The organism is Vibrio sp. 10N.261.51.A3 (genome assembly GCF_041471965.1).
In the GTDB taxonomy this organism is placed as follows: domain Bacteria; phylum Pseudomonadota; class Gammaproteobacteria; order Enterobacterales; family Vibrionaceae; genus Vibrio; species Vibrio crassostreae_C.
In genome coordinates, this window is record NZ_JBFRPK010000051.1 from 57468 (window position 1) to 73509 (window position 16042).

Annotated in this window: 13 protein-coding genes and 1 pseudogene; 13 read left to right on the top strand and 1 reads right to left on the bottom strand. The window is 39.9% G+C overall.

From position 1 onward, the window contains the following. Nucleotides 1–74: 74 nt before the first annotated feature. The 12 genes and pseudogenes from AB4371_RS13150 (at nt 75) to wecA (AB4371_RS13205) (ending at nt 12710) form a co-directional block, all read left to right on the top strand. Nucleotides 75–1076 carry a glycosyltransferase gene (locus tag AB4371_RS13150; protein ID WP_372149993.1) on the top strand — a complete coding sequence of 334 codons (1002 nt, stop codon included), beginning with the start codon at nt 75–77 and terminating at the stop codon, nt 1074–1076. 97 nt (nt 1077–1173) lie between these two features. Continuing rightward, nucleotides 1174–2277, top strand: coding sequence for a glycosyltransferase family 4 protein (locus tag AB4371_RS13155; protein WP_372149995.1), 1104 nt, complete (start codon nt 1174–1176; stop codon nt 2275–2277). Between the two features lie 60 nt (nt 2278–2337). Then, nucleotides 2338–2904 carry an acyltransferase gene (locus AB4371_RS13160; protein ID WP_372149997.1) on the top strand — a complete coding sequence of 189 codons (567 nt, stop codon included), beginning with the start codon at nt 2338–2340 and terminating at the stop codon, nt 2902–2904. After that, nucleotides 2897–3994 (top strand): glycosyltransferase family 4 protein, encoded by a 1098-nt coding sequence (locus AB4371_RS13165; protein WP_372150000.1) that lies wholly within the window; start codon nt 2897–2899, stop codon nt 3992–3994. Before AB4371_RS13160 ends, AB4371_RS13165 begins: the two co-directional genes overlap by 8 nt. Nucleotides 3995–4040: 46 nt before the next feature. Continuing rightward, nucleotides 4041–4859, top strand: coding sequence for a glycosyltransferase family 2 protein (locus AB4371_RS13170; protein ID WP_372150003.1), 819 nt, complete (start codon nt 4041–4043; stop codon nt 4857–4859). Beyond that, entirely contained in the window at nt 4856–6205 is a 1350-nt protein-coding gene (locus AB4371_RS13175) for an O-antigen ligase family protein (RefSeq protein WP_372150006.1), read from the top strand. The genes AB4371_RS13170 and AB4371_RS13175 overlap by 4 nt, the downstream gene beginning before the upstream one ends. 1 nt (nt 6206) lies before the next feature. Continuing rightward, the gene (locus AB4371_RS13180) at nt 6207–7361 is read left to right on the top strand and encodes a glycosyltransferase family 4 protein (protein WP_372150008.1); all 1155 of its coding nucleotides are present in this window, start codon (nt 6207–6209) and stop codon (nt 7359–7361) included. Continuing rightward, a complete protein-coding gene (locus tag AB4371_RS13185; protein WP_372150011.1) occupies nt 7354–8499 on the top strand; it encodes a glycosyltransferase family 4 protein in 1146 nt (381 codons plus the stop codon). Before AB4371_RS13180 ends, AB4371_RS13185 begins: the two co-directional genes overlap by 8 nt. Then, nucleotides 8496–8948 (top strand): annotated as a pseudogene (locus AB4371_RS13190) (elongation factor 1-alpha C-terminal domain-related protein); the annotation flags it as partial. The gene AB4371_RS13185 and the pseudogene AB4371_RS13190, both read left to right, overlap by 4 nt. Nucleotides 8949–9263: 315 nt before the next feature. Beyond that, nucleotides 9264–10430, top strand: a complete 1167-nt coding sequence (locus tag AB4371_RS13195; RefSeq protein ID WP_372150014.1) for a nucleotide sugar dehydrogenase — start codon at nt 9264–9266, stop codon at nt 10428–10430. Nucleotides 10431–10623: 193 nt separating this feature from the next. Then, on the top strand, nt 10624–11490 hold the full coding sequence (gene galU, locus AB4371_RS13200; protein ID WP_372150017.1) for a UTP--glucose-1-phosphate uridylyltransferase GalU: 867 nt from the start codon (nt 10624–10626) through the stop codon (nt 11488–11490). A gap of 101 nt (nt 11491–11591) precedes the next feature. Then, the gene (gene wecA, locus AB4371_RS13205) at nt 11592–12710 is read left to right on the top strand and encodes a UDP-N-acetylglucosamine--undecaprenyl-phosphate N-acetylglucosaminephosphotransferase (protein WP_372150020.1); all 1119 of its coding nucleotides are present in this window, start codon (nt 11592–11594) and stop codon (nt 12708–12710) included. Nucleotides 12711–12915: 205 nt separating this feature from the next. Here wecA (AB4371_RS13205) and wecA (AB4371_RS13210) read toward each other — a convergent pair whose 3' ends face one another. After that, nucleotides 12916–13980, bottom strand: a complete 1065-nt coding sequence (wecA, locus tag AB4371_RS13210) for a UDP-N-acetylglucosamine--undecaprenyl-phosphate N-acetylglucosaminephosphotransferase (RefSeq protein ID WP_372051586.1) — start codon at nt 13978–13980, stop codon at nt 12916–12918. A 350-nt stretch (nt 13981–14330) separates the two neighbouring features. Here wecA (AB4371_RS13210) and gpmM point away from each other — a divergent pair, with 350 nt between their 5' ends. Then, complete coding sequence (gene gpmM, locus AB4371_RS13215; protein ID WP_017060549.1) at nt 14331–15863, top strand: 2,3-bisphosphoglycerate-independent phosphoglycerate mutase; 1533 nt, start codon at nt 14331–14333, stop codon at nt 15861–15863. Nucleotides 15864–16042: the final 179 nt, after the last annotated feature.

Sequence of the window (16042 nt, forward strand, 5' to 3'; positions counted from 1 at the left end):
AGGATTAAGGATTAAGGATTAAGGTTGTATTTTCTATATTATGAGTTGGTTAAACGATTTATTAAGGAAGGCTTATGTTTAAGAAGTTGAATGTGCCGACTAATGAAGAGGAGGTAACTAGAACGTGGAAATACATTGAACGTGTGTATGTTTCTGTTGTTTGTACAACCTACAACCAAGATATATATATTCGTGACGCAATTGATAGCTTTCTGGCTCAAGAAACTGAATTTAAGTTTGAAATTATTATTCATGACGATTTATCAAAAGATAGCACTAGAGAATTATTGTTCGAATATCAAAGAAAATACCCATCAATTATAAAGTTAATACTACCAGAGATTAATCAATATTCTATAAATATAAACATGCCATTTAAAAATTCATTAGCTGTTTGTGAGGGTGAATATGTAGCTATCTGTGAGGGTGATGACTTTTGGGTGGATAAATATAAACTTCAAAAGCAATTTGAGGTTCTAAGGGATAACCCTGACTTTAATTTATGCGCCCATCCAGCTTTCATTTTAAAATCGGATGGAGAGTGTATAGCCACGGATATACATTCAAATAATATATCTAGTATACCGACTAAAAATGTCGTTTCTTCAGGAGGAGCTTTTCTCCAAACTAATTCCCTATTCATAAGAGCGAGTAGCATAAAAAATCTACCTGAATGGTTTTATCAAACAGCACCAATAGGTGATTATTATGTTCAAGTGATAGCGAGTTATCCTAATGGAATAATGTATATACCCGATATTATGTCTATTTATCGTAATGAATCCGAAGGAAGCTTTACTAAGAATATTTTGAGTGATCGCTTTAAGTTAGTTTATTTAAACAAAAGTATAGTGCAACACAACCACCTGTGTGAACAACTTCTCGATAATAAATCTTTAGTAGAAAGCTTTTTTAATTTCAATAAGTGCCTTATTTTTTCATCGGTAAAATTGTCTGGTTCATATTTAAACATGATAAAGGTTATATTTTTGTTTAGAAGTGAAACTTTTAAATTTAAATTTTTAATATCCATTTTTTACAGTGTAAAAAATAAATTTCTCAGAAAATTAAAATGATTATATCGATCGAGTTGATAGTCGTTACTTGGTCGTAAATATTATTTGACTTGATAACTTTGACAAGTTGATATCCTTAGAGTAGAAGATGTATCTTATGAAAATAGCTAATAAAAACAATAATATTGCATTCATAATAGAGGGTTGGAGTCGAGGAGGTACGGAAAATTACTGTGTTGAGCTTTCATCCTATTTAAAAAATAAAAAATATAATGTTGATATTTTTATTTTGGGTGAAAATATTGATATTGAATTTTTGAATGAATCTGCTTTTTGCTTTAACAATGTTACATTTGGAAAGTCTATATTTGAAGTTGCTAACATTGTGGCTAGGGCCGAATACATTGCGATACACAACCATTTATATTCTAATTTGTTATATTTTACTACTTTGATTAAGTTTATAAGCTTATTTAAATGTAATGTCGTGACGACATTGCATATGCCTCTTCGTAATTGGGGGAATAAAGTATATTATCAGTGGATCATGGCAACTTATATTTCAGATAAAGTTTTTGCTGTTGCTAATCATGTCTATATGAAGAGAGATTCAACATCATTACGAAAGGCTAACAATTCCAATAAGTTTGAAGTGATTTACGCAAAAGTTTCTTTAGGAGATAGGTCCGATGATCAAGTTGTTCGTCGTCGGGCTACATTTAATATTTGCGGTTGTGGAAGGCTATCGAAAGAAAAAAACTGGCCTTTACTATTGCAATCTTTAGCATCTTTTAAAGATGATTTTAGTTCTGACTTTCACTTGACTATCGTTGGTGGTGGAGACATGGAACTGGAGTTACAAGATATGATTAAACGCTTGGGGCTTTGTGAACATGTACATATTACAGGCCAAGTCCCTAAAAGCGAGGTTGTGTCGATCATGTCATCATCGGATCTGTTAATATTACCATCAAAGTTTGAAGGATTACCTCTTGTAATTCTGGAAGCGATGGCACTGCGGTTGCCTGTTTTGGCGTCCAACATTCCTGCTGTTGAAGAAATTGTTACACATGAAAAAAATGGTTTGGTTTTTAACCTGGCTAGTAAAGATGATCTAACAGATAAGATACACTGGTGCTTTGAGCACTTAGATAGATTACAAAATCTCGGTAAGAACGGATATGAATTTTACACTAATGAAATAATCCCCAAAAGCAATTATGATAAGTACATCGAATCTTATCATAAAGGTACTTGTTAATTGATTTCTTATGTGAGGATTGAATTGTAAATGAATTTTTAAAATATAGGGTTGTGATTAATGACAAGAGTAGCATTTAATATTTGGTCTTTTTTTAAAAAATCTTTGAGGTTTATTAAACTGACTATCAGTCGCTTGATATTTAGTAAAGTATTATCAATTAAGAAAGGTCAAGCTTGCTATATAGGTGTAGGTTTACGACTCAATAATCCTGAAGGTATACTAATTTGTGATAACGTTTCGCTCGCTGATCAAGTTCGTATGTGGTCTGAACTACCGACAGGTAAATTAACTCTACATGATAATGTTCAAATAAATCGTGATGTCTTACTGGACTTTACGGGTACACTTGAGATAAAGAATAATGTTTTGATCTCTGAAGGTACTAAGATCTACACACATACACACGGATATGACCCTCGTTCAAGAGCAAAAGGTAGTAAATTGATTATTGGAGAAAATGCTTGGATTGGAACTAATACAATTATTTTACCATCGGTCGACTACATTGGCAAAAATTCAATTATAGGTAGTGGTGCAGTTGTATCTAAAAATGTGCCAGATGATTGTGTTTATGTTTGTGCTCCTGGTCGGTTTATCGAAAAAAAGAGAAATCCTTGTGACTAAAAAAATAATTTTCGTAGATAGGTTAGGAGCTCATTCCATCTGGAATGTACTTGACCCTGTTGCTAATCGATTGATTGAAAAGGGATATGACGTTTGTTATTGTAGAATGGATGATGGCAAACAAAGGGCTCCACTTAATCAACCTAAACATGTTGAAACTATAGATATAAGAGTTCCCTTTGCTAAGACTCCGTTTCATTTTATTATTCAACAAATGATTTGGTTCTATTACTTTTCCGTTTTCATTATTAAATATAAGCCTAACTTAACTCATACTAACTTTGTTATACCTGGAGCTGTATCCCGGTTTGCATGTAAATTTTTCAGAAAAGGAAGCGTTGTATCTACTCGACATGAATTACAACCTTCGATGAATCGTTTTCTTCAATTATTAGATAGTAAAACAGAAAAATACATAGATCATTCTATTTATATATCTCAGGTTGTTGCAGGTTCATATTTTTTAAGCAATTGTGAAAGCAGTATTGTACATAATGGTATAGACAGTTGTTTTCTGGAGGGTTTTATAAAACCCGAAGATAAAAAAAATAGTCATCATATAGTTTGTGTTGGAAGGATTCTTCCTGTTAAAGGGCAGTCATTGTTATTAAGATCAATGCCAACCGTATTGTCCAAATTTCCCAGCGCATCGTTAACTTTAATTGGTTCGGGATCTGAAGAAGGTGAGATTCTAGAAGCTGCAAATCAATTAGGTATAGCTGACAAAGTTAAAATAACTGGGTGGGTCCCACGAGAATATGCTTGTGATATGGTATCTTCTGCTGGAATGATAGTTATTCCAAGTGATGGTACTCAAGAGGGGTTTGGCCTTGTTGTAGGAGAGGGGTTATGCCTAGATATCCCTGTTGTCTGTTCTGATATAGCAGTTTTCAAAGAAGTGGTAGGTGATACTGCTATGATGTTTAAGGTTGGTGACAGTGATTCGCTTGCGAGTGCTATTATCAATGTTTTTGAACACCCTCAAGACGCAAGAGAGCGCTGTATTTTAGGTAAACAGCGAGCTTTGGAAAAATTTAGTGTTGAAGGGATGATTGAAGGTTATCTCTCTGTGTACAACCGATTACTGTAAAAAAGATAACAGCAGATTTTATTTGCTATTTACTATGAGAATGAGAATGCAAACGACAAAAGTTACGGCTATTATAACCGTTTATAATGAGCGAGAGTTGATAACACGTTCTATAGATAGCTTATTACTGCAAACATTATCCGCCATTGAAATTCTGATTATTGATGATGGTTCAAGTGATGGTACCCCTGAAGTTATAGAAGCGATTCAAGATTCACGAGTTAGGTTGATCCGCGGTAATCGCATGGGCCGAGCCGCTGCCTTAAAGTTGGCGTGTGAACAGGCGAAAGGGCAATATATTGCAAACTTAGATGCCGATGATATCGCTTACCCAGAACGTTTAGAAAAACAAGCACAATTTCTTGATAATAACCTGGATTATGCATGGGTTGGGTGTGGTGAAGAGCGCCGAGATACGCAGAGAAATGAACATATAGATCGCATTTACCCGCTTACAGATCAAGATATCCGACGACAATGCGCAAAGTGTATACCTTATACGCATAGCGGTATTACATTTCGACAATCATTAGTGGGTGAAGGTATTAACTATGATCCATTGCAGCCTTATCTTATTGATTTTGAATTTTTCTTGCGTATAGCTAGGAAATATAAAGTGGCAAATTTGCCCGAGGTATTGGCTTGCCGCTATGTTCGGGATGAAAGTTTTTTCCAAAGTAAATTTAAAACATCAAAACAAAATAGGCGATTAGCTTTCTTTGGCTTCCAATCTATTTTTTGGTTTCGACTTCCTCCATGGTATTTAGTGTATCCTCTGGCGAGACTTGTCTACCCTATGATTCCTGTGAGCCTAAAAAAGTGGGTGCGTAATGCCAATGGTTTAGAAGAGCGTAGAAACCAATGACTTATCTTTTAGGTATTATCGGTGTCGTCGTTGGGTTAATTGTGTTTTTATATATTTCTAGTTGGATTATTAAAAATCCGGTTAGAGGCCTTTACCTCGCTTTTTTTTCAACAGGAATTTTGGAAACCGTTAATTTAGGACCTTTAAGAGATAAAGTAGGCTTGACTGAGTTAGCAATTATTCTTACTTGGTTTGCTATGATTTTAAATAAACGTTGGAAACAAGATAGGTTCCCTTTAACTAAGTTACAAAAGTGTGCTTTTTTTATGCTTTCAGCTTTTGTTCTTATTCAATGGTTATCTTTCTTGGTTAATAATGCGACGTTTTATGATCACCTCGTAGGGAGTTTAGTTGAGGTATTAAACTATACTTATGGTGCCATGATGGTCATGACGGCGGTTCTACTTGTGAACACTTGGCAAAAATTAATGGGTTGTGTTTCAGGTTGGCTGTTAGGCACTGTCGTTGTTACGCTCATTGGTGTATGGGCACTAACAGGAACAGCTCCAGCATGGACTACGGATGAGTTTACAGGAAGAATTTCATCCACCCTAAAGTTCGAAAATCAAATTCCGGCTTTCATTATTCCTATTTTTGTTACTGCAATTATTATGAGTCTTTCTCGTAGTACCTCAAAGCTATTAAAAAAAGGTTTGTTTGCATTGGTTATATTGATGGCGATAACCATGATTGGTACCGGTAGCCGAACTGCATTTTTGTTGCTAATATTCGCTTTTGTATCCTTGTTTATTTTGGGTTTTATTGAAAAGAGTAATAAAGACTTACTTAAAGGACGTTTGGCTTTGGTGATGATATTATTATCATTAGGATTGACGGGTTATGTTATTGCTGCTTTAAGTGCATTTGATGGTCATTATGCTCTTGGTCATACTCCATCTTGGCAAAGACCTGTGGTCGTCATTTATAACACAATTACGAGTGAACAAGGAACATTAGATAACACTAGAACTAAACAAGCTGATATTATTTTAAATAATGCGGATGAGTCTATGTTTATTGGTAATGGACCTAAGTTGTATGGGGCTAAGTATTATGTGTCTGAGATTCATAATACGTATGCAGGAATATATACTGAGTCCGGATTTTTAGGTGTTATTTCTTTCCTTTCTTTTCTAGGTGTTTCTCTTTACACCGCGCTCTATGTTAGGAAAAGAGAAGCTATACCATATTATAAATTGATTATTGCTTCTTTATCATTCGGCTTTATTTTGCTTTTGTTGTATGGGATGACAATGTATGGCTTGAGACAACGAAATATTTGGCTGTTATCTGGCCTTTTGATCGCTAGCCACTCTTTTTTGTTGAGAAGGAATGAGTCGATATAGAATGAAAATACTATTTGTAGAAAGCTACCCTCAAGTTGTTTTTGGGCAGCAAAAAACGTTATTGTCGTTACTTTTTGCTGCAAAAGAGCAAGGGATAGATGTATCTGTCGCCTGTACTGAGCGAGGCGTTTTTACGGAAAAGGTGGAGCAATTAAACTATAACTTAGAACTGTTCCCTTATCCTGAAATGTTATCAACCTATGGCGGAGCTATATACCGCTATGGTTTAGTGAAGAAAATTAAGACTGCTTTTCAACTGGTTAGATACATTAGTGGCATTAGACGTGAGCTAAAAGCGTTAAATCCAGATGTGATTTTTTGTAATGACATGCGTGGTCTGTTAACGGTTGGCGTTGCCGCAAAATTAGTGGGTATTCCTGCGGTTATTTGGGATAAGCTAGACAAGCCTCATGGTTGGATGGATTGGTTTCAACTGCCACTGGTTAGCAAAAACATAACAATCTCTGACTCTGTGCGTGTGAAATACCCTCAATGGCAACAGTCTTTTTATGCTGATCGCATAGAGAAAATATATAACGGCGCTTATTTGGATGTGTATGAAAATACATTTGAAAAAAGAGCTAAATTGGGGTTGAATGATAGTGATGTAGCTATTGCGATTGTTGGTTCAATAAATTTTCGTAAAGCGCACGACCGAGTTCTTGAAATATTCCCAACACTTTATGAAAAAAATAAAAATATAAAATTACTCGTCGTTGGTGATTGTTCAAATAGTGCGGAAGACATTGCTTATATGGAACAACTACCAAATCGAGATCATATTGGTATTGAGTGGCTAGGTTTCCGTACTGATGCCCCTGAAATCATAAAATCTATTGATATTTTGGTTATTCCTTCTCGCTACGAAGGCATGGGGCAAGTTACAGTTGAGGCCATGGCTTCTGGTAAGCCTGTTGTTGGTGCGAATAATGGGGGGATTCCTGAAGTTGTAGAAAATGGTGTTACCGGTTTTATATTCGAGGGGGATGACCTAGCTGATTTTGAAAGTAAGGTATTTTCGCTGTGTGAATCTAGGGCTTTAAGAAAAGAGATGGGAGCTGCTGGATTGAAACGCGCGCAAAAATATTTTAACCGTAGTGAGCAGCATCAAAAAGTTATTAATTTGTTACGCCAGGTGGGTAAAAATAATGAGTGAAAAATTAAAAATAGCACACTTACAGTTACTCCCTTTAGTGACGGGGGTTCAGCGTGTCACACTAGATGAATTAGAGCGGTTAGATCCTTTATGTTTTGAACCTTACATTATTTGCAAAGAGCCGGGACCGATGACCGAAGAAGCGGAGGGTAAAGGCATTAGATGTTTTTATAGCTCTAGTCTAATGAGGGCTGTTTCCCCGAAAAATGATTTACTCGCTTTTTGGCAGTTATTCCGTTTATTTCGTCAGCACCGCTTTGATGTTGTACATAGCCATTCTTCTAAAACTGGTGTAATAGGGCGTGTTGCAGCCAAGTTAGCAGGTGTTCCCATGGTTACACATACTGTACATGGTTATGCTTTTCCTGCTGCAAATAGTAAGTTAGAAAAATGGATTTTTTTTGTTATGGAATGGCTTGGTACTAAATGTTCCGACAAGGTAATTTGCTTACACGAAGCCGATATGAAAATAGCTGAAAAACAGTTAAGGGCAAAAAGCTCACAGCTAGCGATACTTGCGAATGGGGTCGATACTGAAAAATTTAGTCCCGCTTCTGAAAAGAGTCGAAGTGAAGTTCGAGAGCAATTAGGCTTACCACCTGAGACTGTTGTGATTGGTATGGTGGGGCGATTATGGCGTCAAAAAAATCCACAAGCTTTTGTTAACTCAGCCATTGCATTGTTAGAGGAGCAGGTTGATGCTCATTTTGTTGTGGTCGGTGATGGTGAACTTAAAGCTGAATTAGAGCAACAAGTCATACAAGCTGGGTTTATTGATAAAATACATTTTCTTGGCTGGCGCAACGATACGCCACAAATTCTTACGGCATTAGATATTTTTGTACTGCCTTCTTTATGGGAAGGCATGCCACTGGCTATTCTTGAGGCACAAGCAACAGGTTTACCTTGTGTGGTGTCAAATATTCAAGGTAATAATCATTTGGTGACAGACCATAAAGATGGTTTGTTATTTGACTTAGACCAGCCACAACAATTGCCGAAAAAAATTAGCCAGCTAATTAATGATAAAGCGTTGCGCATCAAGTTTGCTTCGAACGCCCGAAATAAGATCCTGCGCGAGCACGATATTAATAACAGAATTGAAAATGTCGCTGAGCTGTATCTAGAAAATAGCTAGTATCCAACTTTCATGAGCCTAAAGTCACCAATAAAGTGAACGCTCACGTCGTATGGATGGGTGAGAACCCAATGCGCACGCACAAAGAGTACATCTTTAAGTTCGCCACTAAGTCGTGTGTAGGTAAAGTCACCGCTATCCCTCACAAAATTGATGTGAACACCCTTGAGCAACACGCTGAAGAGAGCGAAACGTTAAACCTTAACGAGATTGCTCTATCTGAGGTCACATTGACCGACAAAATTGCTGTCGATACTTACCAAACATTGCCACAAACGGGTTCGTTTATTGTGATTGACCGTCACAATAATGTGACAGTAGGTGCGGGTATGGTTGCATCGGTATCGGATGAACATGCAGAAGACGGTCGAGTTTACTCTCCATCAGAAAAAGACTTGAATGCCTACGTGCGTAAGAACTTCCCTGAGTGGGGTTGCGCAGAGATTTAACGATATCTAGCGTTAACCTGTTACCGATAAACCTTAGAAGGCTTTTGGCCCTCTAAGGTTTTCTTTTAAGCCGCTTATGTTTTTTGATGCTCCTAATACTCTGTATGGCGCGCGATTGGGAAAGTTAAAAACTTTTCCTGTCATCATCGAGTAAAATTAATAAGTTATGATTTTCTGTCTCTCAAGTGAGACAGATTTCATCCATTGATATTCTCCCCAATAGGCGAGTAGCCTAACTATTGTGGGCATTCGACTTCATCACTTTCGTTTCACCCTACATCTTAATTCCTATCAATTTTATATCATGGTTAATATATGAAAATTGCTATTGCTGGAACAGGCTATGTTGGTCTGTCTAATGCGATGCTGCTTGCTCAGCATCATAACGTCGTTGCGGTTGATATCGTGACTGAAAAAGTTGAGATGCTTAATAATAAGCAATCTCCAATTGTTGATACTGAAATCACCGATTTCTTGACCAATAAATCGCTTAGCTTCACCGCAACACTTGATAAAGAATTTGCTTACTCCAATGCTGAGTATGTCATTATCGCAACACCTACAGATTACGATGTGGAAACTAACTACTTCAACACCTCATCAGTTGAAGCGGTAATTAAAGACGTAATGGCGATTAACCCAAATGCAGTGATGGTCATCAAATCAACCGTACCTGTGGGCTATACAGCACGTATTAAAGACGAGTTGGGTTGTGAAAATCTGCTGTTCTCACCCGAGTTTTTGCGTGAAGGCCGTGCGCTGTACGACAACTTGCACCCGTCTCGTATTATCGTTGGTGAGCGTAGTGAGCGTGCGCAGGTGTTTGCTAACCTTCTGGTTGAAGGCGCTATTAAACAAGATATTGAAGTCTTGTTTACCGATTCAACCGAAGCGGAAGCGGTTAAGCTATTTTCGAACACTTACCTAGCAATGCGCGTTGCCTACTTTAATGAGTTGGACTCTTACGCAGAATCTCATAACCTAGATGCACGCCAGATTATTGAAGGTGTTGGCTTAGATCCTCGTATCGGTTCGCACTACAACAACCCGTCATTTGGTTACGGTGGCTACTGCTTACCAAAAGATACCAAGCAGTTGCGTGCGAACTATGCTGATGTGCCTAACAGCATCATTGGCGCCATTGTTGATGCCAATACTACCCGTAAAGACTTCGTGGCAGATTCGATCATCAAGCGTAATCCGCAACGTGTTGGTATTTACCGTTTGATCATGAAGTCCGGCTCTGACAATTTCCGCGCATCTTCAATTCAAGGCATCATGAAGCGCCTTAAAGCCAAAGGTATTGAAGTGATTGTGTATGAACCTGTACTGGAAGATAAAGAGTTCTTCCACTCTGCAGTGATCAAAGATCTCACCGACTTTAAAGCCATGTCGGATGTGATTGTTTCTAACCGGATGGTGGAAGAGCTGCAAGATGTCTCTGATAAAGTCTACACCCGAGATCTATTCGGAAGCGATTAGCTCTGCGCTTTCCAGTAACGCTTCAAATGTGTATTACTTTGAGCCGTTCATATTTCAGCAAACTTCAAAACTCTAATAATTATTTTGCCTCAGCTTAGCTTAGTTCGAGGTTCTATTTTGGGGCGCAAATGTCTCAATATCACCCACAATATTTTATATATACGTCAGTCAATAAAACACAAGAAATAAAACAATGATTAAACACTGCTTATTCCCCGCAGCCGGTTATGGCACGCGCTTTTTACCTGCGACTAAATCCATGCCAAAAGAAATGATGCCTATCGTTAATAAGCCGCTTATTGAATATGGCGTTGACGAGGCGATCCAAGCGGGCATGACCAGCATGGCCGTTGTTACTGGCCGTGGTAAAAGCTCGTTAATGGATCACTTTGATAAGAACTACGAGCTTGAGCACCAAATTCAAGGCACGAACAAAGAGTCTTTACTCGACGATATACGCTCTTTGATTGATTCAGCTCAGTATACGTTTATTCGCCAACGCGAAATGAAAGGTCTAGGGCATGCTATTTTAACAGGTAAAGAACTGGTGGGTGATAACCCATTTGCGGTTGTTCTGGCTGATGACCTTTGCATTAATGATGATAAAGGCGTGTTAGCACAAATGGCCGCTTTGTATCGCCAGTTCCGTTGCTCTATTGTCGCGGTAGAAGAAGTACCAGAATCTGAAACGCACAAGTACGGTGTGATTGCCGGTGAGCACTTAAGTGATGATCTGATTCGCATTACCGATATGGTTGAAAAGCCTGAGCAAGGTACAGCGCCAAGTAACCTCGCGATCATTGGTCGTTATATTCTAACACCAGATATCTTCGATATTTTGGAAGAAACGCAGCCGGGTAAAGGCGGCGAAATCCAAATTACGGATGCGCTTTTAGAGCAAGCCAAAAATGGTTGTGTGATTGCGTACAAGTTTAAAGGTAAGCGTTTTGACTGTGGTAGCGTCGATGGCTACATCGAGGCGACGAACTACTGTTATAAAAATGTCTACCTCAAAGGCAACAAAGCCGAAATGGATAAAACGGCAACCGAGAAAGTGTAGCCTATCCAAATTCGATGAATCGCGATGGCAGCTTTTTATTGTCGTCGCTTCATCACTCCTCGGAATCACCTTTATTTAATTATCCCAAAGGGCTTAAATCAATGTCGCTGTTTGATTACCTTATCGAACTCTCTATGTTCTTCTTTCTTGCCCTTGCGGTGTTGTATTGTATGCGTAAAGTCGGCTACGCCATTGGCTTAGTTGATAAACCGAATGCTAGAAAACATCATGAGGGTGTGGTCCCTTTGGTGGGCGGTATTTCCCTTTGTATTACCTTGTTGTACTTCTTCTACGTGAGTGCTTCAGAAATCAATAACATAGAGGTAATCGCCACGTGCTTAACGATACTGGTGCTGATCGGTGTGGTAGATGACCGCTTCGATATCAGTTTTAAACTTCGCATGGGTGTGCAAGCTGTCTTGACGCTGATCGTAATGCATTATACCGGGCTAACGCTTTCTCATGTTGGTAATGCGTTTGGGTTTGGTGTTTGGGACTTTCCGGTTGCCATCGATTATGTTGTTACCATATTAGCTGTGATCGGTGCAATTAACGCTTTTAACATGGTTGATGGTATTGACGGGCTATTGGGTGGTTTAAGCATAGTGGTGTTTGCCTCGTTAGGTGTGCTGTTCTATGCCCATGGCCTTGAGTTTTATACCTTCTTTATGGCAGTAATGGTGGTTATCTTACTTCCCTTCGTGCTGTTTAATTTGGGGTATTTTGGCAAACTACGTAAAGTGTTTATGGGCGATGCCGGTAGCATGATGATCGGCTTTCTCGTGATCTGGATTTTAATCCGAGGAACACAGCCTGAACACGGCCACTATACGATTCGTCCGGTGACGGCATTGTGGTTAATTGCGGTGCCTTTGATTGATATGATGGCCATTATGATCCGTCGTATTCGTAAGGGGCATTCTCCGTTTAAACCGGATCGCGAGCATTTTCACCACATCATGCAACGCATCGGTTTTACACCACGTGAATCTCTCGTTGTGATTTGCTCGGTACAGTTGATTTATTCCACCCTGGGTTTAATCGGTGAATATTTCCAAGTGCCAGAATACATTATGTTCTACACCATTACGGTGTGCTTCTTGTTCCACACTTACGCGATGACACACTCTTTTAAAATGGCGAAAATCGTAAGAAAGTGGAAGAAGCTAGAAATGAGAAAATTAGAAAGCGAGAAACAAGAAAAGCGAGTCGTTCGATAAAATGGCGTAGCGCAAAATACGGTAAATTTAGAAAGGGCCCAACCTCACTGTGAGGTTGGGCCCTTTTTCGTTTATTTGGTGAGTTCAGGTTTAATCTTTTGGTTCATAACCTTCTTCGTTTGAAAGTCTTCATTGACTCTTCTTTCTTGAGCCTTTTTTCTTGAACCTTCTTTTTTGAGCCTTCTTTTCTTAAGAACCTAGGCCATTAATACACTTTTTCGGGAAGGTTACGCAAACTTCTAATCCAGCTGGTGATGCGCCAAACATAGCTCATGGCTACAGTGTATGAAGCAAAACAAATCATAAACAGGATGAACATGGTCGATTCAGCGATCTCTAGGAATTCACCGTAGATACCGAAGCCAGCAAAGCTACTTGCGATAGCACAAATGATGGCCAGGGTTTGTCGCGATGTAAAACCAAGGCGTTGGAAGATGTGGTGTAGGTGCTCTCTGTCGGGCTTGAAAGGGGAGTCACCGCGGCGTACGCGTCTGAACATGATGGCAGCCATGTCCATCAGCGGAACAGCAATTAACCACAGTGCAGTAATCGGTCGCATCATAGCTTCTGATGGATCTTGGCTTGCGCCCAGCAGTAACCAAATCACAGTAAAGCCAATCATCATGCTGCCAGCGTCGCCCATAAAGACCTTACGCTCTCGCCCAAGAATGCCTAAGTTCATTAAGATATAAGGAATGGTTGCGACAATGAACACCACGCATAAATACGCTAAGCCATGTTGGCTGTCGACTTGAAGTAAAACGGCGATACCGCCAAAAGTTACAATAGCAAGCCCACCTAACAATCCATCAATGCCATCGACCATATTGAACGCGTTAATCGCACCAATCACAGCGAGTATGGTTACTACAGGGCTCAGGAAGCCTAAATGCAGGTCGCCAGTACCAAACAGGTTACCAATGTTATCTAATCGAATGTCGGCGAAATACATCATGCCGATGGAGAGAATTGCTTGCACCACCAGTCGTATTTTGAAGCTAATGTCGAATTTGTCATCAAGCGCCCCGATAATAATAAGAGCAATAACAGAAGCTAAAAAGAGTGGGCTATGCGGGATGACGTCTGGATGGGTAACGATGAATTGGCCAATGGTTAAGCTGATCGCTATACCACCTACCAATGGGATCGCACCAGTGTGTAACTTTCTCTCATTCGGTTTATCCACTAAGCCAATGGATTTTGCCACTTTTCTCATCAAAAAGAGTGAGGAAAAGGAGAAGAAGCCAACAAATGATAGCTCTAATAACATAATGAACTCTAGCCAATTTTTTGTAGGAGTTTATTTGCGTGTATCTTACGCTAAAACTATCAATATGTACACCTGGTTGAGTATGTTTTGTTCTGTGCATTTTGAATGTGACATTTGGTTTTAGTATGTAATTGAACGTTGATTAAGAATGGTGGCTACGATGTTTTGGCTAGTATTATTGCTTAAGCTTTGTAGGTGCCTTAAACACAAAATGACGCTTTTTTTCACATTCGATCATCCTACCTGCGCCCTTTCTTGATCTTCCACTACAGTTTTGACTGTAAACTGTAGTAAAATTACGCTAATTTGTTTTTATACCGATTTATTTTGAATTGAACGAGGTCAGTCCTATGTCAGCTAAGAAGCCAATGGCTCTAGTGATCCTTGACGGTTACGGTTACCGTGAAGACAACCAAGACAACGCTATCGCGAACGCTAAGACTCCAGTTTTAGACGGTCTTATTGCTAACCAACCTAACACGCTAATCTCGGCTTCTGGCTTAGATGTAGGCCTACCTGATGGCCAAATGGGTAACTCTGAAGTGGGTCACACCAACATTGGTGCGGGTCGCGTGGTATACCAAGATCTTACTCGTATTACTAAGTCAATTTCAGACGGCGAATTCGGCCAAACTGAAACGCTGGTTAACGCTATCGATAAAGCGGTGAAAGCTGAGAAAGCGGTTCACATCATGGGCCTTATGTCTCCAGGTGGCGTTCACTCTCATGAAGATCACATCTACGCAGCTGTTGAAATGGCAGCAGAACGTGGCGCAGAGAAAATCTACCTACACGCATTCCTAGACGGCCGTGATACGCCGCCACGTAGCGCAGAAAACACACTGGCACGTTTCCAAGAACTGTTCGCTAAGCTAGGCAAAGGCCGTGTGGCTTCGCTTATTGGTCGTTACTACGCAATGGACCGTGATAACAACTGGGATCGCGTTCAAGAATCTTACGACCTGCTGACTCAAGCAAAAGCAGAATTCACGTTTGATACAGCGGTTGCTGGCCTAGAAGCGGCTTACGCTCGTGATGAAAACGATGAGTTTGTAAAAGCGACTGAAATCAAAGCAGAAGGCGAAGAGTCTGCCGCTATCGTAGATGGCGATGCAGTTATCTTCATGAACTACCGTGCTGACCGTGCTCGTGAAATTACACGTGCATTCGTTCCTGATTTCGATGGTTTTGCTCGTAACGTATTCCCAGCGATCGATTTCGTGATGCTGACTCAATACGCAGCAGACATCCCGCTTCTATGTGCATTCCCACCGGCTTCTCTAGAGAACACTTACGGTGAATGGCTATCGAAGGAAGGTAAAACGCAGCTACGTATCTCTGAAACAGAGAAATACGCGCACGTTACTTTCTTCTTCAATGGCGGTATCGAAGACGAGTTCGAAGGTGAAGAGCGTCAACTTGTTGCTTCTCCAAAAGTAGCAACTTACGACCTACAGCCAGAAATGAGCGCACCAGAGCTAACTGAAAAGCTTGTTGCCGCAATCAAAGGCGGCAAATACGACGCTATCGTTTGTAACTTCCCTAACTGTGACATGGTTGGCCACACTGGCGTTTACGATGCAGCAGTTAAAGCGGTAGAGTCGCTAGACGAATGTCTTGGTAAAGTGGTTGAAGCAATCAAAGAAGCTGACGGCCAACTGCTAATCACAGCTGACCACGGTAACGCGGAAATGATGGTAAACCCAGAAACGGGCGGCATCCACACTGCACACACTAACCTACCAGTGCCACTTATCTACGTAGGTAACAAAGACGTTGAGTTCAAAGAGGGCGGTAAGCTGTCTGACCTTGCACCAACGATGCTTTCTTTGTCTGGTATCGCAATCCCTGCTGAGATGTCAGGCGATGTGATCGTTAAGTAATCACTTAACTTTCATCGAATACTAGAACGGCTACGCGTGAGTGTGGCCGTTTTTTTGTATCTGGAATTTGAGTATAGATGCGGGATGCGAGTAAACGGGATACGAAGAGCTTAAGGGCAGGAATTGGGTGAGAGAAATATGCAGAGGGGAACAGAAGGGCACGACCTTAAATAAAAGAC